Source organism: Sphingobium sp. JAI105 (assembly GCF_015752145.1).
Classification (GTDB): Bacteria; Pseudomonadota; Alphaproteobacteria; order Sphingomonadales; family Sphingomonadaceae; genus Sphingobium; species Sphingobium xenophagum.
Genome location: NZ_JADOUC010000002.1, coordinates 274,297 through 300,903 on the forward strand (window position 1 = coordinate 274,297; position 26,607 = coordinate 300,903).

General features: G+C 63.1%; 23 protein-coding genes and 3 pseudogenes. 19 read left to right on the forward strand and 7 right to left on the reverse strand.

Annotated elements, in window-relative coordinates; translation table 11 throughout:
* Window positions 1-151 precede the first annotated feature (151 nt).
* The 5 genes from IWY39_RS18750 to IWY39_RS18770 all read left to right on the forward strand — a co-directional run bounded on the left by IWY39_RS18750 (window position 152) and on the right by IWY39_RS18770 (window position 5,981).
* Window positions 152-2,671, forward strand: coding sequence for a TonB-dependent receptor (locus tag IWY39_RS18750; RefSeq protein WP_107124824.1), 2,520 nt, complete (start codon window positions 152-154; stop codon window positions 2,669-2,671).
* Between the two features lie 168 nt (window positions 2,672-2,839).
* Window positions 2,840-3,415: a carboxymuconolactone decarboxylase family protein gene (locus IWY39_RS18755; protein ID WP_145169841.1), complete on the forward strand. Its 576-nt coding sequence runs from the start codon at window positions 2,840-2,842 to the stop codon at window positions 3,413-3,415.
* 37 nt (window positions 3,416-3,452) lie between these two features.
* The gene (locus tag IWY39_RS18760) at window positions 3,453-4,469 is read left to right on the forward strand and encodes a phytanoyl-CoA dioxygenase family protein (protein WP_186441909.1); all 1,017 of its coding nucleotides are present in this window, start codon (window positions 3,453-3,455) and stop codon (window positions 4,467-4,469) included.
* An 8-nt stretch (window positions 4,470-4,477) separates the two neighbouring features.
* Entirely contained in the window at window positions 4,478-5,401 is a 924-nt protein-coding gene (locus tag IWY39_RS18765; RefSeq protein WP_107124821.1) for an alpha/beta hydrolase, read from the forward strand.
* A gap of 91 nt (window positions 5,402-5,492) precedes the next feature.
* Window positions 5,493-5,981, forward strand: a complete 489-nt coding sequence (locus IWY39_RS18770) for a MaoC/PaaZ C-terminal domain-containing protein (RefSeq protein WP_107124820.1) — start codon at window positions 5,493-5,495, stop codon at window positions 5,979-5,981.
* Between the two features lie 34 nt (window positions 5,982-6,015).
* On the opposite strand, the gene IWY39_RS18775 is transcribed toward IWY39_RS18770, so the two are convergent.
* Window positions 6,016-6,447, reverse strand: coding sequence for a hypothetical protein (locus IWY39_RS18775; protein WP_107124819.1), 432 nt, complete (start codon window positions 6,445-6,447; stop codon window positions 6,016-6,018).
* A gap of 30 nt (window positions 6,448-6,477) precedes the next feature.
* On the reverse strand, window positions 6,478-7,218 hold the full coding sequence (locus IWY39_RS18780) for an acyl-CoA dehydrogenase family protein (protein ID WP_181316736.1): 741 nt from the start codon (window positions 7,216-7,218) through the stop codon (window positions 6,478-6,480).
* A 178-nt stretch (window positions 7,219-7,396) separates the two neighbouring features.
* On the opposite strand from IWY39_RS18780, the gene IWY39_RS18785 reads away from it, so the two are divergent.
* From IWY39_RS18785 to IWY39_RS18795, 3 genes and pseudogenes are all read left to right on the forward strand, one after another.
* On the forward strand, window positions 7,397-8,170 hold the full coding sequence (locus IWY39_RS18785) for an SDR family NAD(P)-dependent oxidoreductase (RefSeq protein WP_181316735.1): 774 nt from the start codon (window positions 7,397-7,399) through the stop codon (window positions 8,168-8,170).
* A gap of 30 nt (window positions 8,171-8,200) precedes the next feature.
* Window positions 8,201-8,290, forward strand: a pseudogene (locus IWY39_RS18790) (enoyl-CoA hydratase); the annotation flags it as partial.
* 626 nt (window positions 8,291-8,916) lie between these two features.
* Window positions 8,917-9,918, forward strand: coding sequence for an IS30 family transposase (locus IWY39_RS18795; protein ID WP_196871728.1), 1,002 nt, complete (start codon window positions 8,917-8,919; stop codon window positions 9,916-9,918).
* Between the two features lie 519 nt (window positions 9,919-10,437).
* Here IWY39_RS18795 and IWY39_RS18800 read toward each other — a convergent pair.
* Together IWY39_RS18800 and IWY39_RS18805 are read right to left on the reverse strand one after the other, a co-directional pair.
* Window positions 10,438-11,433 (reverse strand): SMP-30/gluconolactonase/LRE family protein, encoded by a 996-nt coding sequence (locus tag IWY39_RS18800; protein ID WP_146147657.1) that lies wholly within the window; start codon window positions 11,431-11,433, stop codon window positions 10,438-10,440.
* 20 nt (window positions 11,434-11,453) lie between these two features.
* Window positions 11,454-11,936 carry a nuclear transport factor 2 family protein gene (locus tag IWY39_RS18805; RefSeq protein WP_107123914.1) on the reverse strand — a complete coding sequence of 161 codons (483 nt, stop codon included), beginning with the start codon at window positions 11,934-11,936 and terminating at the stop codon, window positions 11,454-11,456.
* A gap of 364 nt (window positions 11,937-12,300) precedes the next feature.
* Between IWY39_RS18805 and IWY39_RS18810 the strand changes: the two are divergent.
* The 5 genes and pseudogenes from IWY39_RS18810 to IWY39_RS18830 all read left to right on the forward strand — a co-directional run bounded on the left by IWY39_RS18810 (window position 12,301) and on the right by IWY39_RS18830 (window position 19,140).
* A pseudogene (locus IWY39_RS18810) lies at window positions 12,301-13,388 on the forward strand (helix-turn-helix transcriptional regulator).
* Window positions 13,389-13,488: 100 nt separating this feature from the next.
* Complete coding sequence (locus IWY39_RS18815; protein ID WP_107123913.1) at window positions 13,489-14,487, forward strand: helix-turn-helix transcriptional regulator; 999 nt, start codon at window positions 13,489-13,491, stop codon at window positions 14,485-14,487.
* A 95-nt stretch (window positions 14,488-14,582) separates the two neighbouring features.
* Window positions 14,583-15,764 carry an acyl-CoA dehydrogenase family protein gene (locus tag IWY39_RS18820; protein ID WP_181316630.1) on the forward strand — a complete coding sequence of 394 codons (1,182 nt, stop codon included), beginning with the start codon at window positions 14,583-14,585 and terminating at the stop codon, window positions 15,762-15,764.
* 2 nt (window positions 15,765-15,766) lie between these two features.
* Entirely contained in the window at window positions 15,767-16,837 is a 1,071-nt protein-coding gene (locus IWY39_RS18825) for an acyl-CoA dehydrogenase family protein (RefSeq protein WP_107123911.1), read from the forward strand.
* Window positions 16,834-19,140 (forward strand): annotated as a pseudogene (locus tag IWY39_RS18830) (CaiB/BaiF CoA transferase family protein). Before IWY39_RS18825 ends, IWY39_RS18830 begins: the two are co-directional and overlap by 4 nt.
* A 2-nt stretch (window positions 19,141-19,142) precedes the next feature.
* On the opposite strand, the gene IWY39_RS18840 reads toward IWY39_RS18830, so the two are convergent.
* Both IWY39_RS18840 and IWY39_RS18845 read right to left on the reverse strand, forming a co-directional pair.
* Window positions 19,143-19,694, reverse strand: a complete 552-nt coding sequence (locus tag IWY39_RS18840; RefSeq protein WP_107123909.1) for a nuclear transport factor 2 family protein — start codon at window positions 19,692-19,694, stop codon at window positions 19,143-19,145.
* Complete coding sequence (locus IWY39_RS18845) at window positions 19,694-20,842, reverse strand: NADH:flavin oxidoreductase (RefSeq protein ID WP_107123908.1); 1,149 nt, start codon at window positions 20,840-20,842, stop codon at window positions 19,694-19,696. Before IWY39_RS18845 ends, IWY39_RS18840 begins: the two co-directional genes overlap by 1 nt.
* Before the next feature lie 147 nt (window positions 20,843-20,989).
* Between IWY39_RS18845 and IWY39_RS18850 the strand changes: the two genes are divergently transcribed.
* From IWY39_RS18850 to IWY39_RS18875, 6 genes are read left to right on the forward strand one after another with little or no spacing between them, the layout of a single operon-like run.
* Window positions 20,990-21,652 (forward strand): SDR family oxidoreductase, encoded by a 663-nt coding sequence (locus IWY39_RS18850; protein ID WP_107123907.1) that lies wholly within the window; start codon window positions 20,990-20,992, stop codon window positions 21,650-21,652.
* Entirely contained in the window at window positions 21,649-22,419 is a 771-nt protein-coding gene (locus tag IWY39_RS18855; protein ID WP_107123906.1) for an SDR family NAD(P)-dependent oxidoreductase, read from the forward strand. The genes IWY39_RS18850 and IWY39_RS18855 overlap by 4 nt, the downstream gene beginning before the upstream one ends.
* Before the next feature lie 33 nt (window positions 22,420-22,452).
* Complete coding sequence (locus IWY39_RS18860; protein ID WP_107123905.1) at window positions 22,453-23,595, forward strand: Gfo/Idh/MocA family protein; 1,143 nt, start codon at window positions 22,453-22,455, stop codon at window positions 23,593-23,595.
* Window positions 23,596-23,628: 33 nt separating this feature from the next.
* Window positions 23,629-24,462: an SDR family NAD(P)-dependent oxidoreductase gene (locus IWY39_RS18865; RefSeq protein ID WP_107123904.1), complete on the forward strand. Its 834-nt coding sequence runs from the start codon at window positions 23,629-23,631 to the stop codon at window positions 24,460-24,462.
* A gap of 12 nt (window positions 24,463-24,474) precedes the next feature.
* Window positions 24,475-24,924, forward strand: a complete 450-nt coding sequence (locus IWY39_RS18870; protein ID WP_107123903.1) for a nuclear transport factor 2 family protein — start codon at window positions 24,475-24,477, stop codon at window positions 24,922-24,924.
* Window positions 24,924-25,334 carry a VOC family protein gene (locus IWY39_RS18875; RefSeq protein ID WP_181316628.1) on the forward strand — a complete coding sequence of 137 codons (411 nt, stop codon included), beginning with the start codon at window positions 24,924-24,926 and terminating at the stop codon, window positions 25,332-25,334. Before IWY39_RS18870 ends, IWY39_RS18875 begins: the two co-directional genes overlap by 1 nt.
* A gap of 30 nt (window positions 25,335-25,364) precedes the next feature.
* Here the strand turns inward: IWY39_RS18875 and IWY39_RS18880 are convergent, their stop codons facing one another.
* Window positions 25,365-26,588, reverse strand: coding sequence for a cytochrome P450 (locus IWY39_RS18880; RefSeq protein ID WP_107123901.1), 1,224 nt, complete (start codon window positions 26,586-26,588; stop codon window positions 25,365-25,367).
* Window positions 26,589-26,607: the final 19 nt, after the last annotated feature.

Consider the following 26,607-nt stretch of genomic DNA (forward strand, 5'->3'; position numbering starts at 1 on the left):
GAAAACCCACGGATAAACGGCTTGGAACGCAGGCAATCTCGCTTGTGGACGCAAAGCCGCCGGATTATGCAGGCCCAACGGGCCTATAGAGCACCGCTATATTACAGGGAGCCGGTTAAAACAGCCGGCAACGAGAGGGAGGATCAAGTTCATGACATATCATCAAACCCGTCGTCGCTTCATGCGGCTGGGACTGCTGCTGTCGGGCAGTCTGTGCGCCTTTGCGCCTTCGGTTCATGCCCAGGAAATTCAGTCGCCGCAGGCGGATCAGGCATTTGAATCGACCGACATCATCGTGACCGCGCAGAAGCGGCAGGAAAATCTGCAGGATGTGCCGCTGTCGATCACGGCTCTGGGCAGCCAGGCACTTGAGAATCGTGGCATCAACAACATAGCAGGGCTACAGACCGCAGGCCTTCCCGGTGTGCAGATCCAACCCTTTGGCGGCCAGCAGAGCGTGATCGAAGTTCAGATCCGCGGTGCGACCACGTCCAGCTCAAGCGATGCCGGCCGCGAATCCAGCACCGCCATCTATCTGGACGACGTCTATCAGCCGCGCGCCCAGAGCGGCGCGCTCAGCCTTGTCGATCCGGCACGCATCGAAATTCTGCGCGGTCCGCAGGGCCAGCTGTTTGGGCGCGGCGCCACGGGCGGCGCGATGCGCATCGTCTCGGGCGAGCCCACCGGCGAACTCGGCGGCCGCGTCACTGCCAGCTATGGCAATTATGATGCGCAGAAATATGAAGCGCACATCAACCTGCCGTCCATTGGCGGTTTCTCGTTCAAGTTCGATGGCGTCATCGACAAGCGCGACGGTTTCACCAAGAACATCAAGTCGCCCAACATCGCGCGCGCGAACGACTTTGCGCTCAAGGATGACAAGGGTTTCCGCGTTTCCGTAAAATGGCAGCCGTCGCCCGATTTCAAGGCCGTCTACGCCTTCAACTATATCGACTCCTTCACGACGACCGAATGGAACCAGGCTATTCCGCGCCCGTCCTTCCTTCCGGCGATCGCGCTGCCGACGCCGGCGGCCCAGGCATTTTATGGCGCGACCGCGATTCCGATCTGGCGCGGTCCGGTGCCGTTGCGGGCAACGCGCCCCGACCAGTCGTGGACGCCGCTATACCTGTACGGCTTTGACACGCAGTCGCGTCAACAGTCGTTGCGGATGGAATATAATGCGAATGACGACATCACGATCCGCTCGATCACCGGTCTCGGCTATCTTCGCATGGACAGCATGACCGCCAATGGCGGCCCCATTGTAGCGCCTACCAATCTGCCCGGCATCACGTTCGACGTCAGTCAGTTGGTGCCGTGGAAGGAGGCCGTCGCCGGCGTTCCCACGGGTTCGCGCATCTACGGCATCATTCCGGGCAACTCGCAGTCCTATCTGAAGTCTCGCTTCTTCAGCCAGGAACTTCAGGTTGTCGGCGACATGGGCGAGCATCAGTGGGTCGCGGGACTCTATTACTCGAACGAAAAGATCCGTCAGCAGGCGTCGAACGCCAATGCTGGCGTGTTCTATGATCCCGTGAACACCGGGGCGGCCGTGGTTCGCAACTTTGGAACCTTCCTGTTCACGAACCCTTTCTACACCAATGCGGCGCAAAAGGCTGGCCTCTACACGACGGTCGATTCCCGATCGTTCGCGATCTTCGGCCAGGAAACCTGGAGCCCCGAGGCTTTGGATAGCAAGCTGCACCTGACGGTCGGCATCCGCTATACGGATGACCAGAAGTCGGGCCTGCGTACAACGGACGGTCAGGCTGTCGCCGGCACCATCCTGACCAATATTTCGCTCCCGGTGCTTACCGCCAAGCGGTTCGATCCAGCCGCGACGATCGCCTATGACATAACGCCGAACAACAACATCTATTACCGCTTCTCACGTGCCTACAAGGCGGGCGGCTATAATCTGGTGTCGTCGTCGGTCGTGCTGAACGGCGTGCCGCGGGTGATCAACTTCACCACGGAAGTGAACACCGCGCATGAAATCGGCCTGAAGAACGAGTTCTTCGATCGCCGCCTGCGACTGAACATCGTGGGCTTCTACAGCGAGATCCTGGGCCAGCAGCTCAACGTGTTCGCTATTCCGCCGGGCGGCATCACGCCGATCGCATCGACGATCAACGCTCCGGGCAAGACCAAGACCTATGGTGCGGAAGTGGAAGCGACTTTGTTCCCGACGCGCGGGCTGTCGATCGGCCTCAACTATGCCTATCTGCACCAGAAGCTTCCGGTGATCCCGGTCGCCCTCGATCCGCAGCTCGCGCCGAACTTCATCCCAGCCGGCGCAACGCAGATCTCGCCAGCGATGTACTTCCCGAGCAACAGCCCGCCGCACACCATCAGCGGCAACATCGACTATGACACCGAGTTTGCCGACTTCGGCACCTTCTATGTCCACCTCGATGGCTCCTACAGCAGCATGTTCCGGACCACCAACCGCCAGTCGGCCGGCAACTATCTGGTGCCGCGACGCTTGCAGACCGCGAACGGCCGCATCGGTGTCCGCGACATCGATGTCGGTGCAACGAAGCTGAACCTGTCGTTCTTCATGAACAACATCACCAATAACAACGCTCGTCAGGGCGGGTCAGGCTTTGGTGATGTGTTCTTCATGCCGCCGCGTACCTTTGGCGGACAACTCACCGCTTCCTTCTGATCCATCATCGGAAGATACGCTTACGGAGCCGGTGCAACCGGCTCCGTTCTTATGTGTGCCGGTCTTTGCGCGACACAAGCCTGATGAATCTGTCCTTCTGCCGGTCCCCGCTTGTCGATCGGGCGGCCGTGCCTGACAAGTTTTCGCGAACAGGAAAAGGCTCTGACCATGACGAACACGGAAGGCCGCATCCGGCTGCGCACGCGAGAGGATATGACGCCCGATCAGCAGGCCGATTATGACGAGAAGCCGACATCTCGGACCAATTTGTCGCGCTTGTTCGCGGTCGCCGACACCATGTATCCGCATTTGAGGGCGCTGAACCTCGCAATGGCCACGACCATCACCCTGCCCCATGCCGAGCGTGAAGTCGTGGCGCTCGCGACCCTGTTCCTGGAACGCGGCGAATATGAGATCGCCCAGCATCGCGAAGTCGCGCGCATGATGGGCTTTTCCGACGAAAAGGTCAGGGCGATCGAGGAGCAGCGCTATGGCGATCCGATGTTCGACGCGCGCGAACGTGCCTTACTCGCCTTCACGCGCCAGGTGGTGAAATCGGTCCGCGTCGATGAATATGTCTATGCCGCGCTTGCTGCTTTCTACGACGATCGCCAGATCGTCGAGACCACTTATGTCATCGGCAACTACATGATGCTCGCGCGGATCAGCGAAGTGGCCGAATTGCCGATTGATGGCGTCGTCGGTGCCAGCTTCTGGAAGAGCCAGGCCAAGGTCGAAGCATGACCCGGGCGTCGAAGAACGCCGATCAAGGAGAATGATGATGGCATCGCAGCACAGCGACGGGATCGTATCGCGCTTCGCCGACACGCCCACGATACGCGAATTCAACGTCTCCAACCACCTGCTTGGCGACCGCGCTGCGCTCGAAGCGGCATGGGAGCGCGACGGCTACTGGTTTTTCCGGGACGTGCTGGACAAGGATGCGGTCGCGCGGGTGCGCGCGACGTATCGCGAGGTGCTCGAAGCGCTCGATGTGGTCGAGGCCGGCGATCCGGACCAGACGCTGTACAACGGCGCGGCGCTCGACGATTATCCGATCAAGATGGGCGGCGATCCGACGATCGATCCGCTGCTCGCCCGCTATCCCAGCGGCGCTTTTCTGGCCGAACCGCCGATCCGTCACTTCTTCGAGCAGGTGTTCGGCGACGAGGTCATGTGGGTGCCCAATTCCGAATTCCACGCGGTCCCACCCAATCCCGCGCATCAGGGGTCACGTTTCAACTTCGTGCATTGCGATGGCGCCAACAATAAGGGTCTGGCGCTGCGGATCTGCTGGATCCCGCTCAGCGACATCGATGAAGAGACCGGCGGGCTCGCCTTGGCCGAAGGAATGCACAAGCCGCGCATGAACGATTTTCCTCGCCCCGCCCAAGGCATCAGAGAAAGCGATGTTCCGGTCGATGCCTGGCGGCGCGCAATCTATGCGCCGGGCGATGTCCTGATGTTCAGCCTGGAAACGCCGCATAGCGGGCTTGCCAATCGGTCGGACAAATATTTCCGCCTGTCGATGGACGTCCGGGGTATGCCCAAATCGGCGAATATCCCGGTCGTCGGCCATGTCGCGGCGATCGATCATAACGCGATCGCCGTCGATGCGGATGACGGGCAGCATCATGTGTTTCGGATCGATGACGACACATTCTGCCGCATCTATCGCGGCCGCCAGAGCGGAATGCCGCTGACTCGCGACGAGATTCCACAACTGGTTCATGTCGGCGCACCGGTCTACGTCGCGGCCGACCACGGCACGGCGGTCTTCATCCGCCCCTCACACTGATAGTCGCGATGGCAGAAAAGGAGATTGGCGTGGTCGCAGGGAACATGCCTTCGGTACGGCGCATCACATACGACGTTGATGGGCAGGCGCTCTCTGCGCTGGTCGCTGCCGCTGAAGCGCCGCGCGCGATCGTCATCGCCCTGCATGGCGGCGGCCACGATGCGCAATATTGGCATCATCCGCTAGCGCGCGGCTGTTCGCTGCTCACATTGGGCGCGACGCTGGGGTTCGAGGTCGTGGCGCTTGATCGGCCCGGCAATGGCGAGAGCCAGGCCGCCTTTCCGGAAGGTTTGGCATTCGACCGCCAGATCGACCTGCTCTTCTCGTTGGTTGATGCCCATTATCGCGCTCGCGGCCTGCCAATTTTTCTGATCGGGCATTCGCTGGGGGCCGGTTTGGCGGCGCACGCCGCGATCGATCCGCGCGGGGGCATCTTCGCCGGTATCGACGTGGCCGGTATGCCGATCCGGTTCGTCCCCATGCAGCTCGAAATGATGGGTCAACGCGCCGCCGAAGCGCGGCGGGCCGGTCATGCGTGTCTCGCTCCCCTCACCCCGTCCGCCATGCGATTGATGTTCTTCGGCGACGAGGGCAGCTTCGACCCGAACGTCGTTGAGCGTGATCCAGTGATCCACGCGACCCCTGTGGTAGAAACCGAGGCGGCGCGTGAGATTGTCGAACAGGCGGAAGCGCTGGTTCGTGCTCTCGACCTGCCGGTGCAATGGACGTTTGCCGCACAGGAGCGATCCTCGCTGTTCGACGCGGATATCCTTGCCTGCGTGACGGAATGGCTGTCTGCCAACCGCCATGCCCGCGTCGTCCTGCAACCCGACAGCGGCCATAATATCAGCCTTCACCATGTCGGGCGGGCCTATCATCTGCGCGCGCTCGCCTTTTTCGAGGAGATGCTCGCGCGACGCCTGCCGCGATAAGGGAGGCAACGCCGCGCCGTTCATCCGCGATTTTCTCCAGCCACTTTCAGCGCGGCCCGTGCTGCTCGATTAATAGAACCAAGGAAGATTTATGACGACCGACCAGACGCAAGAATATCCGGTTATTGGACTGGGCTGCTTTTACGAAGACCTGCCGCTCGGTAAGAAGTTCCAGACTATCGGCCGAACCCTGTTCGAGGCCGACCTGGTTAATTTCACGACCACAACCGGCATGACCGAAGTCTTGTTCACCAACCTTGAATTTCTGAAGGAAGAAAGCGACATCAAGCAGCAGGTGATCCCCGGCGCGATGGTCTTCACTTTCATCGAGGGCCTGCTGGTCCAATCGACGATGCAGCATACCGGCTTTGCGTTTCTGGGCATGGAATTCAAGATCGAGGGACCGACCTTCGTCGGCGACACCATCCATGCCGAATGTGAAGTGATCGAAAGCCGCCGTAGCGCCAAGCGGCCCAATCGCGGCCTCGTTCGTACCCGTAACCGGGTCTACAAGCAGGATGGCAGCCTCGTGCTGACTTATACCCCGCTCCGCATGGTAAAGGCGCGCACGACCGGTTGAGCTGGTTGCTGGTCCACCTCCGCGCGGGGGTGGACTATGCGTCCAGAAGCGCGCGGCCCGCGAGTAGCGCGCTCGGACCCGGCTCATTACCCGGATGCACCCGCGCGGCTTGCAGGTCGAGCCAGGGACGGGTCAGCGGTGACGCCATCGAAAGCCCTCGCGCGCCCAGATGGAGTTGAAGCCCGTCCACGATTTCGGCCATCTTGCGCATGATTTCCGTCAATTCGGCGCGCATGATCAGCCCTTCCCGCTCGGTCATGGCATGGCTGCCGGCGGCAGCGGCGTCCAGATCGTCGCAATGGCGATCAAACCGCGCTTCTGCGTCGCGAATGGCGATCTCCGCGCGCGCGATCATGGCGTGGACGGCCGGATTGTCGCGCGTGGCCTCCGCACTCATCAGCGAGCGCCTCTCCCGCGCGATCGCCAGAAAATCCGCCAGTGCCCGCCGCGCCGCGCCGATGCCCAGATTGGATACGGAAGCAGAGAAAACATAGCGTCAGGGCAGACGATGTACCGCAGCGCCCGATATCGCGTCCGGTGATTCCGGCACCAACCCCGCAGTCACCCGCCATGTCCGGTAATCAGGCACGAAGACGTCGTCGGCGATGATGTCGTGGCTTCCCGTCGCACGCAGCCCGGAGGGATTCCAGATGCGGTCGATCCGATAATCGGCCTTGGGCAGCAGGAAGGTGCGCATGTGCCGATCCCCCTCCCCTTCCCCCGGCGCAATTGCGCCCAGCAGCGACCAGTCGGCATGGACGCAACCGCTGGAAAAGGACCATCGCCCGCTCAGGCGAAAGCCGCCATCCGTCATTATCACCCGGCCGACAGGCTGAAAAGACGAACAGACCAGCGTTGCGGGATCGTCCGCCCAGATGTCCTCCTGCGCGCGGGCGTCATATTGGGCGAGAACAAAGCCCTGGACGCTGAACACCCCCTGCACCCAGGCGGCCGACACCGATCCTTCGGCAATGCGGCGCTGTACCGCCAGAAAGTCCCGCAGGCTCGCCGCGTCCCCGCCCCAGTGTGCGGGTTGCAACATGCGCAACATGCCAAGCCGATTCATCCGCGCGATAAGCGGCGCGGGAAGGTCGCATTGCGCGTCCGCTTCGGCGGCGGCAGCCTGCAATTCGGGAATCAGCGCGTCGGCGTCGCGCATCCGCTCGCACTGGCGTTCATCGCGGCGCCGAACGAGCTGGTCCGATGTGTCGGCCTCGGTTGAAGAAACGCTGCCCATTTCACCCTCTTTTGGCTCCGCGGCCAAGCGGCGTCCGCTCTGCATACCGCCGACCTGCCCAAAGCGCGCATGGGCCGCGTGGACAATCGCATATGCGATGAGAAGCGGTGCCGGCGGGCGATGGCTGGCGACCCCTGCCTGTCTGAACGACGATGCGTCCATCAACCGGAGTAAAGACATGGATCTGGGCTTGAAGGGCAAGGTGGCGATCGTCACCGGTGGCGCGCGGGGATGCGGGTTCGGGATAGCAACCGAACTCGCCCGAGAGGGCGTGCGCGTGGCGCTGACCAGCCGCGAGGGCGTGCTGGCAGAGGAGTCGGCGCGCGCGCTTTGCGAGCAGGGCTATGACGCGATCGGGCTGGGCGCGGACATGAAGCATCCAGACCAGGTCGCGCAAGTCGTGGAGGCTGTGCGCGATCGCTATGGCGACCCACTGATCATGGTCGTCAATCCGGCGGCGGCAGGACGACCGCGCGGCTTTGAAAACACCAGCGAGGCCGATTTCAGCGCGGGCCTGAATGCGTGGCTGCATCCCCTCACCCTGCTGGCGCGCGCCCTGCTCCCGGCTATGAAAGCGGCACAATGGGGCCGCGTGATCGCGATCGGGTCCGTCGCGATGAAAACGCCGCATTTGGCCGATCCCATGTATATCGGCAATATCCGCGTAGCGGTGAATGCCTTCATCAAGACATTCGCCCATGAATATGGCAAGCTGGGCATCACCGCAAACACCATTGCCACCGGCCCCTTCCTGACCGAGCTATCGCGCGCCTATATGGCCGACACGGGCGCGCTGACACAGGAGGAGATGATGGCGCAGACCGCGATGGGCCGCTGGGGCACACCCGACGAAATGGGCGCTCTCGTCGCTTTCCTGTGCTCGACCCGCGCAGCCTATATTTCGGGCGAAACGATCCGGATCGATGGTGGATATGGCAACAGCCTGTTCTGATGTCCCGTCTGCTGGCGGTGGAGCTGCCCCATCTTTCAGATCCTCACGGCTACGGAGGATAAGAGCGAAGGCATGGCTGCATTCGTGGAAAAGCGGCCGGGCGTATGGAAAGGCCGCTGAGATGTCGGATTGTCTGTGCAGAGGTGACCGGGCCTAGCCTTCATCCTTCTCCCCCAAAAATGCATATCTCGTTGCTGTTAGACGGTTTATAAAGTTGTTAGACGGTTAAGCGGCCGATTTAGTCGTGAAGATGGCCGGAATACGGCGAGTCGTGAAGGCCATCCGTTCCCGAAATGTCGTCATAACGTTCCTGATATGTCGGCGCTGCGTTCCCGAAGGCGCGAAGGTCGTTCCTTATGTGTCGATGATCGGGAAGTCGAAGCCATCTTGTGCTGAGGATTGAATCAGTTAGGTGCGTCGACCCGCGATCATCGTTCAAAAATTCGGCGCGGGATGCCGATGGGTATATTAGTTCGAGGAAGTCCGGAATAGAACCCGACACATCGGGAACGAACTCCTGCACTGGAAAGACCGCATTACAGCGTGTGGCGATTCTTCTCATGAAAGTGAATATAGCCGTATCATCGAATTTGCGCTGCCGAGAAATAGTCAGTCCAGCTAAGCCATTGATAAATTTAACATAAGATATATTATCGGCTCGGAACGAGAGATCAGGTGGATTCTATTTCGAAGTGCGAAATCCTAGGATTTATAGGGGTTTGATCCCTTTTCCAGGAAGGCACATGATGAACGGCTATCAGCATCTGGGTTTGGACGAGCGGCGCGATATCTATCGATTGGTGGCAACCGGACGTTCTGTGCGCCAAATCGCGGACGCGCTGCGGCGTCATCCATCGACGATCTATCGCAAACTCAAGCGTAACCGGCATCTGGATGAGCATCCGCTGTTTCGCGGCTATTTTCCAACGGTCGCGCAGACCATGGCGCGTGGGCGTCGTGTCCGTGGCGGGAAGATCGCCCGCCAGCCGGAACTCGCCGCCTATATCGCGGACCGCTTGTCGGCAGCCTGGTCGCCAGAGCAGATTGCAGGTTACCTACGGCGCCATCGGGGTGTTCGCGAGGCGGTGTGCCACGAAACCATTTACCAGTATGTCTATGGCCCTGATGGACGGCACCAGAAGCTGTGGCGCCGCCTGCCTGTTGCCCGCCGTTCGCGCCGGCAACGTTATGGTCGAAAGCCCCGCGGTCTCCATATCCCTGTGGCCAATACGATCGGCGCACGGCCGCAGGAAATCGCGGATCGCAGCAGCTTTGGCCATTGGGAAGGCGATCTCCTGATCTTCAGGAGAGAGTATGGCAAAACCAACCTCACCTCGCTGGTCGAACGCTGCAGCCGGTTCACTTTCCTCGCGCGTAATCCGACCCGGCATTCGGCCGGCGTCATGGCTGGCATCGATCGGCATTTGCGCGGCATGCCTCCTCCCCTCCGGCGCAGCATCACCTTCGATCGCGGCACGGAATTTGCCGCCTTTGCGACACTGCGAAACAGGCTCGGCATCACCAGCTATTTCTGCCTGCCGTCAGCACCTTGGCAGAAAGGCGGCGTGGAAAATTGCAATGGCCGAATACGGCGTTTCCTGCCCTCCGATACCGACATTGCGCTCCTGTCGGACAAAGAGATCCAGGCCGTTGCCGATCGCCTCAACACCACACCCCGCAAGTGCCTTGGCTACCGCACTCAGCACGAAGTCCTGGGAGAGCAGATCACCCTGCTCAAGGCCGGATAAATTTTGCCATCCGGGGTGGGGCTCGCCCCACCCCGGATGAAATGCTACGCATTACCTCGGGTCTCGCGCTTCAAATCGAAACCGCCAGCCCGAATAGAAATGACACCCCTCGCAACTTAGAGATGTCACACCTGCGGGACGTCTGAGGGTCTGCTGACGGTCCCAAGGCACTGGTTTTCTGGAAGCGCGGACGGCGGAGCAACCGGGAGCGGCGCTGGCGATGGCCAAGGCAGTGCTGCCGTCGCGTAAACGCAATAACAACGAGCCGTGTCGGCGTTCACAGGCCGTTCCCTGTTTACGGTGCCTGAGGGATAATGAGAACTCGCCGGTGATACGCAAGCATGGACGCTCTCCCCTTCGTTGGCTCACCCTAATCGAGCGGCGCAGCGGCTGCTCGAAAGCCGGTGACCGGCCCACTCTTCGCAGCGGGAACAGGTCCTTACCTTCCACGGTGCGTTTTCAGCAGGGATGGCGAAGATTGGAACTTCTCCAAATTGCGGGAACAGAAGCGGAATAGGTCTATGGCGGCCCGGGGATAGCGATATCGTCTGCTCGACCGATCCAGCCACGGCAGTGGCGGGCCGCATCGCGCGGATTGCGCATCAACGCCTTGATCCGTTCTACAGGAAATTCGGCCATACATAGAAACAGGCTGCGCCGATCCTCGCCCCCCAAGACGCAAGCGACAGCTTTTCGCGGGCCACACTCGATCACGGACGTGACCTCTCCGCCGGGCAATATGCGTTCGAACCGATTTTGCAACGGCAACCCTACCCAGACTGCTCCCTCCGCGTCGAGGCACAGACCATCGGGTGAGCGGTCGCCGAGATCGGCATAAAGCTGCCGAGGGCCGAGCGATCCATCGTTTGAGATAGCGAATGCATGGATTGCGTTACCGTAGAAATCGGCGACGATCAGAGTGCTTCCATCGGCTGTGACTGCCATGCCGTTGGGAAGTTTCATGCCGGTGGCCACGATCCTGCTTACGCCACCGGGTTCAACAAGAATAAGCCCACCCGTACCATCCGCGAAATAGGCGTTGATGTACGCGCGACCTGATGGATCGACTGTCATGTCGTTCGTCGATTCGCACAGAGCGGACAGATCAGCGACCAAAGTCGTCCCGGCAGGATCGCAGCGCAGGAGGTGACGCCGTCCCATCGTCGCGATCAGCAGCCTGCCGTCGGGAAGAAATCCGAGGCCCGATGGCCGATCCTCCATCTCGGCAACGCAGGTCGTGCGCCCACTCACCGGCTCCAGCGCATGAACCTTGAAATTGAGAATATCGGAAAACCAAAGACGATCACCATGCCAGCGTGGACCTTCGGGAAAGATCAGTCCATCCATGATATCGTGCCAGTTGTAATGGCGCATATTTCCACCCTTCTCAGCCATGCTTCCAGGTCGGTACGCCCTTGAGATGGAATCATGCCGCCGGTATCGGAAGGAAACGCATACTTGTCGATTGTCCCGCTGTTTTACGCGACAATTCCCCAGCGACGCGAGAAAATGCAATAGCGAGACGCGCCTTCTCGTTAGTGGAAACTCGGAGAATTGATGCTGGATTTCGCCTCACCTGCCGCAGGCTGGTCTTCCCTTTTCGGACAGGCGGGCCGCGCATGATGGGCGCTCCGCGCATTGACTTCGACGATCTGCCAGTTGGATGTTTTGCGGAAAACGATATCGCAATCGAGAACGTCTGAAATTTTGGCACGGTCCTGCCAATCCGTAACGATGCAGGTTGCCTGGCAGCGCATGGATTTGGGAGACTCGAGACGATCCAGGACGATGGATGAGAAGTGATGCCGCAGCCCCAAAGCTGCACATTTGTCAGGGATTAGCGCTAGCGCATCCCGCCCTTGCAGAGCCTCGTCATTTTGCCAGACGAATGTCGCATCAGCTGTGAAAAGGTTTGACCAGGCATTTGTTTGGCCCCGGTCGAGGGCGATACAAAAACGGCTGAGCACTTCGTGCAAGTCCATTCGGACCTGCAAATCGATCGTGGAAATGCATCCCATCGTCCATCTCCTGCCTATCCGGGCATTCACCGCCGGACATATTTATAGCGAAAAGATATAGGATATCGCTGTTCCGGCAATCCTAACCCGATGGTCAACGGATTGATCGCATATCTGTCAGATCGTGTTCACATTATTCACACCTTGATATTCACGCGAATGTCGATGCGGCGGTTCGGCCGTGCCGTCTGCGCTTCATCAAGGAGCGCCGTGACGGATACGACTGGAGGCGTGCCGCATTTGCCCATTGCTTTCCTTTCTACCCGGCCTGACGATATTGATCCTGCCATCTGAGTGAACAACTATGGGCGCAGACCGGTTGCGTTCATGACGGGCCACGATGCCAAGATGAGGTGAAAATTCTATGCGGTTGGATGACAGCAATCTGCTGACCGCCTTACACGAAGGCGCTTTCGAACAACCTTTGTGGCATAGCTTCCTGCTCCGCATCCGCGAGCGGACCAACGCCGGCTATGTCTCGCTGATTTTCCGTCCTATCGATGACCAGCCCATTTTCGAGCTGTCCACCGGCGAATCCCCACCCCTGCATCTGCGCGCGCTGTTCCATGAAAAATTCGTCCGCGACCCGCTTCCCTATCGCAATATGCGCGAGGGTCGCGTCTATCGCTTCGAGGAGCTGATCGACCCGGCCGAGCCGCTTCACCGGGCTTTTCTGGACGAACTGATATTGCCTTGGGGCATGATCCATAGCCAGAGCATCCGCGTTGCGGAACCCGGCGGGTCCGAAGCGTGGCTCGGCTGTCTGGGTAGAGCGGATATCGGCTCGTCGGTCAGCGCGCTGATGTCCGCTCTGGCGCCGCATCTGCGGATTGCTTTGCGCACCTTTGCAACGCTGGAGCGCGAGCGCGCCCGATCAACTCTGACATCGGAGGCGTTCAGGCGGCTGGATTTCGGATGGCTGACACTTGATGCGCGTTGCCGGATCATCGACATGACCGAGCATATGGAGCAGATGTTCCGGCGATCGACCGTCCTGCGGCGCGGCCGCTATGGTCGGCTCACGCCGGAATCGCCGACGGTGGATCGTCAGGTGACGGCATTGGTCAAGCAATTCGCGCAGGATCCCGACCTGCCGCCGCGCGCGATCAACCTGGCGCGCGATCCGTTGATGGACATGCTGTTGCGGCCCCTGCGCGACGGGTCGGTCGTTTCCCCGTCGCCGCCGGTCGCCATTGCCTATGTCAGCGGGGATCGCTGGTCGCAGGCCGACCGCTGCGATCAGTTGGTGGACATGTTCGGTTTGCTGCCCAGCGAAGCGAGACTCGCCTGGTCGATCGCGCAGGGTCGCTCGATCGCCGAGGCGGCGGTCGAACTGGGACTGACCATCGAAACCGCGCGCAACTATTCAAAGAAAATCTACGCGAAGACCGGATCGCGGGGCCAGTCGAGCTGGTGCGCAACGTGCTGACGAGCGTGCTGGCGCTGGCATGAGCCCCGCAAACGCGCCACTGGCGTACCGCGCAGAGAGGCTTATGGGTCGTCTTTGAGCGCCGAGCCGATGCATGGAGAGAGATGAGCTGCTGTGAACCCGATGGACTATATTCTGGCGATCCATCGAGGCGTCCATGAATCGCCGCCCTGGAAGGAATTTCTGACGCGCATGGATCGTGCGCTCGCTTGTCCGTCTACGATCGCTGTCGAGGCTTCCGATGGTTCGCTGGCCTGGCTGAAGGCCGACCCGGGGCTGCCCTTCCCATTCGACGCCATCACTCAATGGGATGCCGACCGGCTTCGCCGCCACGTCGCGACGCAGGAACCGGCGCGCGCGGATGCGAGGTTGGAGGGCGTGCGCATCCTCCCCTGGGTCGAAATGGGCAAGGGCGCGTGGTTGATCACCGCCGGTCAGGACGCATCCGGCGCAATGAACGAGCTCATCCGCACCCTAGTCCCGCATTTCGCGATTGCGCTGCGCACGCTGACCCGTCTTGAAGAACGACGCATCGCGCTCATCGCCAACCGACGGGTCATCGAGCGGCTGGACATCGGCATCCTGACGCTAGGTGGAGACGGGCGCGTGCTCGGCTTCGGTCCGCAGGCGCAGCGGATCATCGCCTCGATCGCCGGGATCGACATTCATCATGGCAAGCTTCGCCTGACCGACCGTGTGTCGGGTCGGGCGCTGGAGATGGCGATTCAGCGCTGCATCGCTTATCCGCAAGCGCCGCCGCGCGCCTTCGCTTTGTCACAGGATCCGCCGTCGGAACTGCTGGTAGTGCCCGCCCCCTCCTTTCGCGTCTATACGGCGGTCGCGCCCGCGGTGATCCTTTATATCCACCGCGCGGCGGACCATCCTACCAGCATCGCGGCCTTGCCGGCGCGGCTGCGCGAATTGTTCGACCTGACCCCGCTGGAGAGCGAGATCGCCGCGCTGCTCGCGCAGGGGCAATCGGTGCGCGCGGTCGCCGAACGGCTGGGCATCACCCAGAACACGACGCGCGGCTACCTCAAGTCGCTGTTCGCGAAAACCGGCGTCCACCGGCAGGCGGAGCTTGTTCGGCTCATTCTGCGTAGCATCGGCACGATCGCCTGATCCCCTACCGGCGACCCCCCGTTTGGAGGGTGAGGGCCGGGTCCAATGATCCTAAAGCTACGTGACAGGCGGACGCATCCGTCATGGGAGCAGGCATGGATTTCGCATTCACACCCGAGCAGACCGCGTTCCGCATGGAATTGCGCGCGTGGCTGCGGGACAATCTGCCCGCCGGCTGGGGCGGCACGTTTCAGGGGCCGGAAGACCCGCATGAAAATGCCGAGTTCCGCCGCGCCTGGGACCGCAAAATCTATGAAGCCGGCTATAATGCGGTGCATTGGCCCAAGGAATATGGCGGTCGGGAACTATCGATATTTCACACGCTGATCGTCAGCGAGGAACTGGGCCGCGTCGCCGCGCCTGAACCGTTCAACACCGCCGGCACCGAAACGGCGGGGCCGCTGCTGATGGGCGCGGGCACCGACGCGCAGAAAGCGCGCTTTCTGCCCCGGATCGCGGCGGTGGAGGATATCTGGTGCCAGGGCTTTACCGAGCCGGAGGCAGGTTCGGACCTGTCCTCGCTCAAGACGCGCGCGGTGCGTGACGGTGATGCGTGGGTGATCGAAGGGCGCAAGATATGGACCAGCCATGCGCGGGAAGCGGACTGGTGCGTCCTGCTCGCCCGCACCGATCCCGACGCGCGCACCAGCGGCGCGCTGACGGTCTTCGCCGTGCCGATGCACACGCCGGGCATCGAGGTCCGGCCGCTTCGGCAGATCACCGGCCGCGCTGATTTCAACGAGATTTTGTTCGACAACGCCCGTATCCCCGCCGACAGCCCGATCGGCGCGGTCAATGACGGGTGGCGTGTCGCCAACCAGTCGGTCGCGCGGGAACGCACATTGATCCGGCTTTATCGTCAGGCGCGCTTTCAAAACGAGTTCGAGCATGTCTTTCGCGCGGCCATGACGCGGCGGCGCGGCGCGGGCGTTGTCGCGGATGACGCCGATTTCCAACAGCAGGCGGCGGAAATCTTCGCGATGCTGCGCATCTTTCGCATCCAGAATCTGCGCCTGCTCAGCCGTCTGGAAGCGGGTGAGACGGTGGGCGCGGAAGCCAGCTTCCTGCGGCTGCTATGGACCGAGGCGCGGCAGAAGATCGGCCAGCTTGGTCTTGACGTACTGGGCGAGGACGCCGTGCTGAACGATGGCGAAACCTGTGGGGAGGGACGCTTTCAGGACGTCTATTTCTCGTCGCGGGCCGATACGATCGTCGCTGGCACCGCCCAGATTCAACGCAATATTGTCGCCGAGCGTATTCTCGGCCTGCCGAGATGAGCATGGATCACACATATACCGAAGACGAACGGATGATCGGCGAAGCGGCGCAGGCGCTGTTCGACCAACATTGTCCGATGACCGCCATACGCGACTTCATCGAGTCCGGCGCGCAATCGCCGCTCGGCGCAGAGGCGCTGGGCCAGAGCGGCCTGCTCGGCGTGGTCGCAACCGCCGATGCGGATGGAGCGGCGCTTGGCGCGGCCGCGGCGCTTCAGGTCGTGACCGCCGCCGCCACGCACCTCGCCCCCTTCCCCGTCGCGGACGCGATCGTGGCGGCTGCCATGCTGGCGCAGTCGCATACCGATGCGGCGCGCGATGTGATCGCGGGCAGGCGTCTGATCGTCATCGCACCGGGAGAACCGTTGCCTGTCGATGCGGCCGGGCGCGTTTCTGGCTGGATCGCCGCCCTCCCCTATGCGCTTGCCGCTGATGCGGTCGTGATCGCGACGGATGGACCCGACGGTACTGGTCACCGGCTGATCGATCTTGCACGGCCGGGGGTGACCTGCACCCGCCAGACGGGCATCGACCCGAGCTTTCCGCTGGGTGACCTGCTGCTGGAGGGCGTGGAAACCGGCGCGGAGGATGAGGTCGGCCCGGTCGATCCCCGGTGGGACAGGCTGCGTGTGATCCTGATGGCGGGCGAGCTGATGGCCGCGGCGCAGGTCTGCCTGAACCTGGCGGTCGATTATATGAAGGTGCGGCGACAGTTCGGGCATGAGATTGGCAAGTTTCAGGCGCTCAAGCATATCGCCGCCAATGGCGCGCTCGGCATAGAGAGCATGAAGGCGGCGATCGACTATGCCGCCTGGGCGCATGATCAGGATGATGCGGACGCGGCGATGTCGGCATCGATCGCCAAATCCTATGCGTCCGACCATGCGCGGCGCGTCGCCGAGGATGCGCTGCAATGTCATGGCGCGATCGGCTTTACCTGGGACTATGACCTCCAGCTCTATATGCGCCGCATCCTGCGCCTCGCCGCGAGCGGCGGGACGGTGCGCGCGCATCGTGCGGAGATTGCACGGATGCTGCGGGATCGCATCGGAATGGAGCAGGACGCGCGATGACGGGTGTGCTTGACGGCCTGCGGGTCATCGACTTTGGGCAATATATTGCCGGGCCGCTCGCTGCGATGCTGCTCGCCGATCAGGGCGCGGATGTGATCCGCATCGATCCGCCCGGCGGGCCGCGCTGGGATATGCCCGCCAATGCGATCTGGAATCGCGGTAAGCGCGCGATTTCGCTCGACCTCAAGAACCCGGACGATCTGGCGGTCGCGCGGGCGCTGATCGCCTCGGCCGATGTGGTTATCGAAAATTTCCGGCCCGGTGTGATGACCCGGCTCGGGTTGGACGCCGAGAAGCTGTGCCAAGACCATCCCGGCCTCATCTGGTGCGCGCTCCCCGGCTTCGCCGCCGCCGATCCGCGCGCCGCGATGCCCGCCTGGGAAGGCGTGCTGGGCGCAGCGACTGGCTATTATCTGCTCAAGGTTCAGGCGGAGCGCGACGATGCCGGGCGGTCCCTGCCCAAGGTCGATGAGGATAGGCCGATCTACAGCGCGATTCCCGTCTCCTCGATGTTCGCCGCTTGCACCGGCGCGATGAGCATCGCGATGGCACTGATCGCGCGCCAGCGCGACGGGCGCGGCCAGCGGATCGAGGCGCCGCTGTTCGACGCGACCTTCACCGCGATCGGGATGCCACACTGGGTTGGCAAGCCCGGCACCCCCTGGACCCGCAGCTATGAATGTGCGGACGGACGCTTCGTCGATCTGATCTGCTTCCACGAGAAATTCGTGCGCGCGTTCGTGCATGAGGCCGACGTCGACCATTGGCTCGACGCGCCGTTCGCTGGCGATATCCGCAAGCCCTTCCTGACCACGCCGGAGCAGGCGACCGCGCTGCTAGAAGAGATGGAGGCGTTGTTCCGCACGCGCACGGCGCTGGAATGGGAAAGCAGCCTCAACGCCGCCGGGGTGCCGGTGGCGATGTGCCGCACGACCACCGAATGGTGCGCGCTTCCGGCGGCGCGGCAGGCCGGAGCGGTCATAGAGCGCGACGATCCGCGTTTTGGCCGCACGGTCCAGCCCGGCTTGCTGGTGACGCTCGGCAACACGCCGGGCGCGCCGGGCCGGCGTGCCCCGCTGCCCGATCAGCATCGCGCGGAGATATTGGCGGAACTGGCCGCGCTGCCCCCGCGCGAGCCGCGCGCCCTTCCGCCCGAAGACAATCGCCCGCCGCTCGCCGGCCTCAAGGTGGTCGATCTCGGCACGGTGCTGGTCGGTCCGACCTGCGGCCGCACGCTGGCCGAATTCGGGGCGAAGGTCGTGAAGATCGAAAATCCCTTCGGCCAGCGGCCGGACCCCGACCTCAACCGCGGCAAGCGCAGCATGGTGGCCGATCTCACCAATCCTGCGGGTCTGGACATGCTGCTGCGCCTGTCCGACCAGGCGGACATATTTATCCAGAATTTCCGCTTCGGCGTGGCGGAGGGGCTGGGCTTTGGCGATGCGGCGCTGCGCGCGCGCAACCCGGCGCTCATCTACATGTCGTTGAACCTCTATGGACGTAACGGCCCCTGGGCGGCGCGGCCGGGCTTCGAGAATCAGGCGCAGGCCGCGTCGGGCATTCAGGAGCGGTTCGGCGGCGGCTATGGCCCGGCCAAGGAAGCGCTGCCGATCAATGACTATGGCACGGCGCTGCTCGGCACGTTCGGCATCGCGCTGGCGCTGTATGAGCGCGGCAAGGGCGGCGCGGCCAGCGGCCAGCATGTAGAAGCCGCCCTCACTTTCTCCGCGACGATGATGCAGAGCGCCATGCTGATCGCTTCACCTGACGGGCAGGTCCGCCAGCCGCGCGGGCAGAAGGCGCTGGGCACCAGCGCGCTGCATCGTGCCTATCAGGCGGTGGACGGCTGGCTGTTCCTGGGCGCGCGCGACGGCGATTGGCAGGCGCTGGATCAGATCGCGGGGCTGGGCGGCATCGCCAGCCACCCGCCGGGGCGGCGGGCAATCGCGCTGGAACAGGCGTTCGCGCAAGCGACCGTCGCGGAGTAGATCGACCGGCTGCGCGCGGCCGACATCGGCGTCCACCCGGTATCGGCGATCGATCAGGTGATGGCGCATCCCTATGCGCGCGAACGGGGCCTGTTCCTCAATCGGGATCATCCCGACGGCGGGACGGTTGCGACGATCGGCCCGGTGCCGCGCCTCTCGCGCACGCCCTTGCAACCCGGTCGCCCGCTGCGCGCGACGATGGATGCGCCTGACATCATGGCGGACATCGGCCTCGCCGAACAGGTCGAAGCCTATGCCGCGTCGGGCGTGATCACGATCCGACCATCACGCAAGCGTGCAGCCTTGAAGGCGTAGGTCTAGGGCTGCGCGGTAAGCTCGGCGATATAGGCAGGATCGCTGTCCTGCCAGAAGCCCGCCCAGCTCGGGAAAGCAGCGGGCAAGCTTGGCTGCGTCTCATGACCCGGCCAGCGCTGGAACGGGACGCCGGGCCGTTCCGTGACATCGTTGGAATACCAGTGCCGCTCGCGCCGCCGGGTGAAATACCACGCTCCGTCACGGCGCTCATACTGATCGAAATAGCAGATCGCCATCACGATCCACTGGCCGCGATCCTCATGCTCGGCCCGGCAATAGACATGGCCGGTCGCATGGTCATCGTCGATGAACGTGACCTCATGCCCGCAAATCTGGTGGACCGATCGATAGAAAGTCTTGAGACCCGGCGTGATGATCCCGCGCAGTGCTTCCCGCCCGGTGCCGGCCTTGCCGCAATTCACATCCTCGACGAACAGCGACACCCATGCGTCGATATTGCGGGAATCGACGGCGAGCGCATAGCGGATCGGCAGTTGCTGGATCGCCTGATGCGATTCCAGCCGGTCGATCCGGCGCAGCAGTTCCTCGGTCATCAGGTCAGCCTCTTCAGATTTTCCGGGTCGAACGGCAGAAAGCCCTCTCCCGATCGCAGCCGCGCGAACCAGCGCGGATCGTTCAGCAGCGACCGGCCGATGGCGAGCAGGTCGAACTCGCCCCGCTCCATCCGGGCGAGTGCGGGACCGATATTGTTCGCGGCGTGCTGCGACTGGTCGATATGCAGCGCGGTGCCAGCGCCTTTGTCCAGGCCGACCCCCCCCACCGCCATGCTCGGCACCCCGCCCAACTTTCTGACCCATCCGGCGAGATTCAGCGTGCTGCCTGCGAACAGCGGCGTGTCGAAAAAGCGCTGGCTGCAATCGAAGGCATCGACCCCGGCTTCGACCAGCGGTTGCAGCAGCATCGCCAGCTCGTCGGGCGTGTCGGCCAGCCGCGCTTTGTAATCCTGCATCTTGAACTGGGAAATGCGCAGCATGATCGGCATGTCGTCGCCGATCGCGCGGCGGATGGCGCGCACCACTTCCGCGCCGAAGCTCGCCCGCTGGCGATGATCGCCACCCCAGCGGTCAGTGCGGCGATTGGTGTAGCTCCACAGGAAGCTGTCGATCAGATAGCCGTGCGCGCCATGAATGGCGATACCGTCGAAACCGACCGCCTTCGCATTCGCCGCCGATGTCGCATAAGCGGCGATTACGTCGGCAATCTCCTCCTCGCTCATCGCCCTGGTCGGCTCCAGCGACTTTTCCCGCGCGTTGGGCCGCAGCGAGATGGTGCCATCGGCTGGTCCCCAGATACCCGACGGGCGCAGCGCCGACAGTGCCGCGACATCGTCGCCGCCGGCGGTATGCTCGACATTCCACATCGGCCCCTGATGCCAGAGCTGCGGAAAGATCGGGCAGCCATGTGCATGGACCTGATCCACGACCGCTTTCCAGCCAGCCAGTGCGGCATCGCCGTGCAGGTGTGGCACGCCGGGATTGTCGGTGGCGACCGGATGCGCGATGCTGACGCCCTCGGTCATGATCAGGCCCACGCCCGCCTCAGCCCGTCGCGCATAATAGCCCGCGACGTCCGCGCCCGGCACGCCTTCCTTCGCGAAATAGCGGGACATGGGCGACATCACCGCGCGGTTGGCGAGGGTGACGGCGCGGAGCGCGAGCGGCTGATAGAGAATGTCGGGCATGGCTTAGGGCTTAAGCGCTCTCTCGTGGTCTGGCGACAGGACGGGTCATCCATCGCATATGTGACTTGGCGCGGATGAGGCCGCCGGGCGATTGCGTACCATCCTTCCCTCGTTATCCTGTCCCGATCGGGGAGGAAGCCAACCGCCATGACAGGGCGTGCTACACATATTTTATTGGTCGCCACCGGATGCGACCTTGGTCCGCTTGGCGATGCGCTCGCGGCGGCAGGGGCGGAGATCGCTTATGTCCCTCATGACGACGAAGGCGAAGCGCTTTCCCGGCTGATCGCAGACAAGGGCCATTGCGCTCTGGTCCATGCGCATATGCCGACCCCGGCGATCGCGCCACGCCTGTTCGCGCACGTCAACGACGATCTCTGGCAGGCGCAGTGCGAAGCGCCGCTGCGCCGCACCGTCGCCACGTTGCTCGCCGCGCGCAAGGCGATGATCGCGACCGGCAAGGGCGGCGCGATCATCGGCCTCGGCCCGGCGCTGTCGCTGGTCGGCGGCGCGCAAGTGGCGGCGCTGGCCACGGCGGTCGAAGGGCAGCGCAGCTTCGTCAAGGCAGCGGCGCGCCAGTCGCTGCGCCAGGGCATCGCGGTCAACTGGATCGCGGTCCATCCCGCCTTTCTGACGCCGCAGCTGGCGGAGGTGCCTTACCTCACCCGCTTCGAGGTGGGCGGCTTTGGCCGCAACCTTATCACCGCCGACAGCATCGCCCCGCTCGTGATGGCGCTTGCCGGACCGGCGGGTCAGGCGCTCGCGGGTCAGACATTGGTCGCCGATGGCGGAGATTGGATGACGCCATGACTGGATTGCTTGCCGGGCGCACCGCGCTCATCACCGGCGCGGGAACCGGAATCGGCAGCGCGCTCGCCACCATATTCGCGCGCGAGGGCGCCAATATCGTCACGATGGCACGCAGCAGGGACGTGCAGGAGGCGACGGCTGAAGCCATTCGCAGCGCCGGCGGCAAGGCCGTGACGGTGCAGGGCGACGTGACCAGCATGGTCGACGTGCAGGCGGCGGTCGCGGCGGCGGACGACGCTTTCGGGGGCGTCGGCATCGCCATCCAGGTCGCGGCGCACGGCCGTTCCAACCGGCCAATCGACCTTGCGACCCTCGACCTTGCCGAATGGGATGCGCAATCGGCGGTAACGCTACGCGGCTGCTATAATCTGGCGCGGGCCTGCCATCCGCTGCTCGCGCGCAGCGGTCATGGCCGCTACATCGCAATCACCTCCAATTACGGCCTGTCGGGCGACGGCAGCAACCCGATCTATGCGGCGGTAAAGGGCGCGTTGCGCGGTTTCGCCAAGTCGCTCGCCAAGGAATGGGGCGATGACGGCATCACCGTCAATCTCTTCTCGCCGGCCAGCATGAGCGAGAGCACGAAGACCTATTTCGAGATCCATCCCGAAGCGTGGGAGGGGTTCCGGCCGACCATTCCGCTGCGCCGCATGGGCGACCCCTATGTCGACATCGCGCCCGGCGTGCTCGCGATCGCGGGCGACCAGTTTCAATATATGAGCGGCCAGACAGTCTGTCTGGACGGCGGAAACTACACCGCCCTTTGAAGCAGGGCAGTCAGTCACAGCATCGGAGACAATATGGCAAAGCCCCTGCGCGTAGGCATCGTTAGCGCCAACTGGAGCCTCAAGGTGCATGGCGGCGCGTGGCGTCGCCGTCCGGATGTCGAAGTCGTGGCGATCTGCACCGCGCATGAGGAAACCGCGTGCGCGGCGGCGCAAGCGCATGGCATCGCCAAGGCCTATTGGGATCATCGCGAACTCTGCGCCGATCCCGACATCGACATCGTCGACGTCGGCACCCGCCCCTCGATCCGCGTACCGATCGTGCGCGATGCGCTGGCGGCCGGCAAACATGTCTATTCAGCCCTGCCCTTTGCGTGCAGCACCGAACAGGCGGACGAGCTGAACGCGCTGCGGCAGGAAAAAGGCGTGGTCGGTGTCGTCGATGCGCAGTTCCGCTGGGTGCCCGCCGCGCAGCAGATGAAGGCGATGATCGACGATGGCTTCATCGGCAAGCCGCTCGGCTTCAATGTCCAGCTGTTCTTGCCGCTTGTGAGCCAGGAAGGCAAAACCTATGCTTTCAGTGCCTTTTCGCCTTCGGTCGATCCCTATTACTGGCTGGCCGACGCGGGTACAGGCGCGGGCGGATGGCGCAATTTCGCGACCCATTCGCTGCTCTATCTCACTCATCTTCTCGGACCGATCGATACCGTCAGCGGCATGGTGGCGAAGGGCGTGGACGTCTGGGATTTGCCCAACGGCAAGACGCTGAACCCGCAAAATGAAGATCTGGGATCGGCGACCATCCGTCTCGCCAACGGCGCGATCGGCAGCGTGCAGGCGGGATGGTGCGTGCCCGACACCGAAGGGATGCGCATCGAGATCTGGGGTGACAAGGGGCGTCTGTTGCTGACTGACCCAAGCTTCGGCAACGGCATCGGCCAGACCCTCTATGCCGGCGACAGCCGCCTGATGCCTTATGGACAGCGCATCTGCGCGCCCGTGCCGCTCGATACGCACTATCAGGCGGTGCCGGACAGCCAGGCCGGCGCCGATCAGCCCTACGTCGCGATGGACTGGATGTTCTACCACATGCTCCAGGCGGTCAAGGGCGCTGAACAAGCCTCGCCAAGCTTTGCCGAAGCCGCTGCCGTGCATCGCGCGGTCGAGGCGCTGTTCGTCTCGGCGCGCGAAGGCCGGCACGTCCGTCTTTCCGAATAGAGCCGCACGACAAGCGACGAGAAAGGATAAGCGATGGATTTGCAGCTCAGCGGCAAGCGCGCACTCGTAACCGGCAGCAGTTCGGGCATTGGCGCGGGCATCGCGCGCATCCTGGCCGCAGAAGGCGCGAACGTCATGGTGCAGGGACGCAATCGCGAACGCTGCGAGGCGGTCGCCGCCGAGATACGCGCAGCAGGCGGGACAGCCGATTTCATCCTGGGCGATCTTGCCCTCGAAGATGGCACGACCGCTGTCGCAGAGGCGGTTGCCGCGTGGCTTGGCGGGATCGACATCCTGGTCAATAATACCGGCGGGCGGGCCAGCTCGCAGCGCGGCGGCGCGAAACTCAACCCGCCCTGGCTGGAAACGCCCTGGTCCGACTGGCTCTGGACCTTTGAACAGAATATCGGCGCAGCCGTCCGCCTGATCCAGCATCTGACGCCGGCCATGAAGGCGCGCGGCTGGGGACGCATCATCAATATCGGCAGCAGTTCGGCGACCCAGACCGGTCCGGACCTTGCGGAATATCAGGCGGTGAAAGCCGCGATGGTCAATATGACGACGTCGCTGGCGCGCACATTGAGCTTTACCGGCATTACCGTGAATACGGTAACGCCCGGCACCATCCTGACGCCCGCGGTAAAGCGCACCTTCACCGACATGGCCGGGAAAATGGGTATGGACCCGGATGATTGGGACGCCATCGAGACGAAATTCGCGCGCGAAATCCACGGCCTCGCCGTCGATCATTTCGGTCGGCCGGAGGATATCGGTCGCATGGTCGCCCTTCTCGCCTCGCCGCTTTCTTCCTACATGACCGGCGCCAATTATCGCGTCGATGGCGGCTTCGTCCGCTCGATCAACTAGGACGCGCCGACGGTGACGCCGATCGACAGGCTGGTCGCGATCGAGGAGATCAAGCAGCTCAAGGCGCGCTATTTCCGGTGCGTGGACGGCAAGGATTGGGATGGATTCCGGGCCGTCTTCGCGGCCGATGCCGCGTTTGACATCAGCAATGACCGGCCCGGCTGCATCCTGATCGGGCCGGACAGCATCGCCGAAGCCGCCAGCACCCCGCTCACGGGCTGCATCAGCATCCATCATGGCCATTGCCCTGAGATCGAGGTCATATCCGAAACGACGGCGACCGGCATCTGGGCGATGGAGGACATGCTGCGCTGGGATGCGCAATCGGCGCGACCGAACCGCACGCTCCACGGCTACGGCCATTATCACGAAACCTATGTCAAGCAGGACGGCGGCTGGCGCATCCAGAGTTTGAAGCTGGTGCGCCTGCGCGTTGATCATGGCGTATGGGAGGGGGACTAATGGCTGTCGTGGGGCTTGAACATGTCAATCTGCGCGTGCCCGACCCATCCGCGTCGCTCGCATTCTTCCGCGACATCCTGCAAATGCAAGTCGTGCCACCGCCGGGCCGGACCTCGACCGAGCAAAGCGGTTGGGTGCTCGACCGGAACCGGGTGGCGGTCATCCATGTAGCCGGCACCTTCGCGCGTTACGAACCCGGCGAGACATTGCCGGCCCCCACGATGACGGGCAGCGGCGCCATTCATCACATCGCGCTCACCTGTGAGGATTATGCGCAAGTGCGCGATCGCCTGGCACAGGCGGGGCTGGAGTTTCGCGAAGCCGAGGTGCCGCAAATCAGCCTGCGGCAAATCTTCGTCGCGCAGGTCGATGGCGTCCTGTTCGAACTGAATTTCCGCGAAGCCCGATGATCGGCGTGCGGGGCCCTGCGCCCGCCCGGATCAGCGAACCGAAGCGGGATCCCAGATCAACGGCAGCTTCAGCAACGCCGTGACCATGCCAAAGCCATAAGTGCAGGACTGATCGGGATCGACGCGGAAGTCGGGGATGCGCGTCAGCCATTCTTCCAGGAAGATGCGTATTTCGCTTCGCGCCAGCGTCGCGCCGGGGCAGCGATGCGGGCCGTTGCCAAAGGCGGCATAATTGCGCTCCAGCGCGGGCCGTTCCCAATCCGCCTCGAGCGGATTATCGAACTTGCGCTTGTCCAGTGCGTGCAGCAGCGGCTTCACCCACAGTTTGTCGCCGGCTTTTAACAGCACGCCGCTCAACTCGATGTCGCTGGTGAGCGTTCGCGCGGTCGAAGACGGGGAGGCAAGCCGGATCAGTTCGTCGGCGGCATTGGCGATCAATTCGGGCCGCGCGATCAACTGCCGGCGCTGGTCGGGATGTTCGGCCAGATATTGCGCGGCGACCCCCAGCGACGATGCGACGGTATCCAGGCCGCCGAACATGATGGTCGTGAGCATTCCCATCAGTTCATTCTCGGCGATCGGCTCGCCGTTCACTTCCGCCGCGATCACCGCGCTCAGCAGGTCGTCGCGCGGATTGCTCCGCCGCTCCTGGATGACGTTGCGAAGATAGGCCTGCATTTTCTGATGCGCCGCCACCCGGTCGCCCGGTGCCTTGGGGCGGACGGCGGCCTCGGCCCAGCCGAGCAATTCCGCCGTGTCGTCCGCAGGCTGGTCGACCATCTTCATGAAGATAGTGATCGGCAGCCGCTGCGCGAATTCACCGATGAATTCGCATTGGCCGCTATGCTTGAAGCCTTCAATCAGGTCGATCGCCAATATCCGCGCTTCATCCTGCAACCCCTTGACCGCGCGCGGCGTGAAGAAGCTGTTGATGATGGTGCGATAGCGACTGTGCACTGGCGGATCGAGTTCGAGCGGAAGCACCGGCGGACGCCCCTCCTCTGGCAATGTTACCCGACGCATCGAAAACGGATCGCTATGTTTCTGCACGAACTCGATGTCGGAGGCGCGGGTCGCGATCCAGTGGCCACCATTGCGCGGCGTCCAGAACAGGTCGGGACCGTCATGCAGGCGGTTGAACGCCGCGATCGGGCCGTCCCCGGCGCCAGCCGGCGCGCCGAAATCGAAATCGACCACCCGTTCGGTGGGTACATGGGCGGGCTTTTCCGCGAGTCCGACACTTGCTGACGACATGATGGTTACTCTCTCCTGC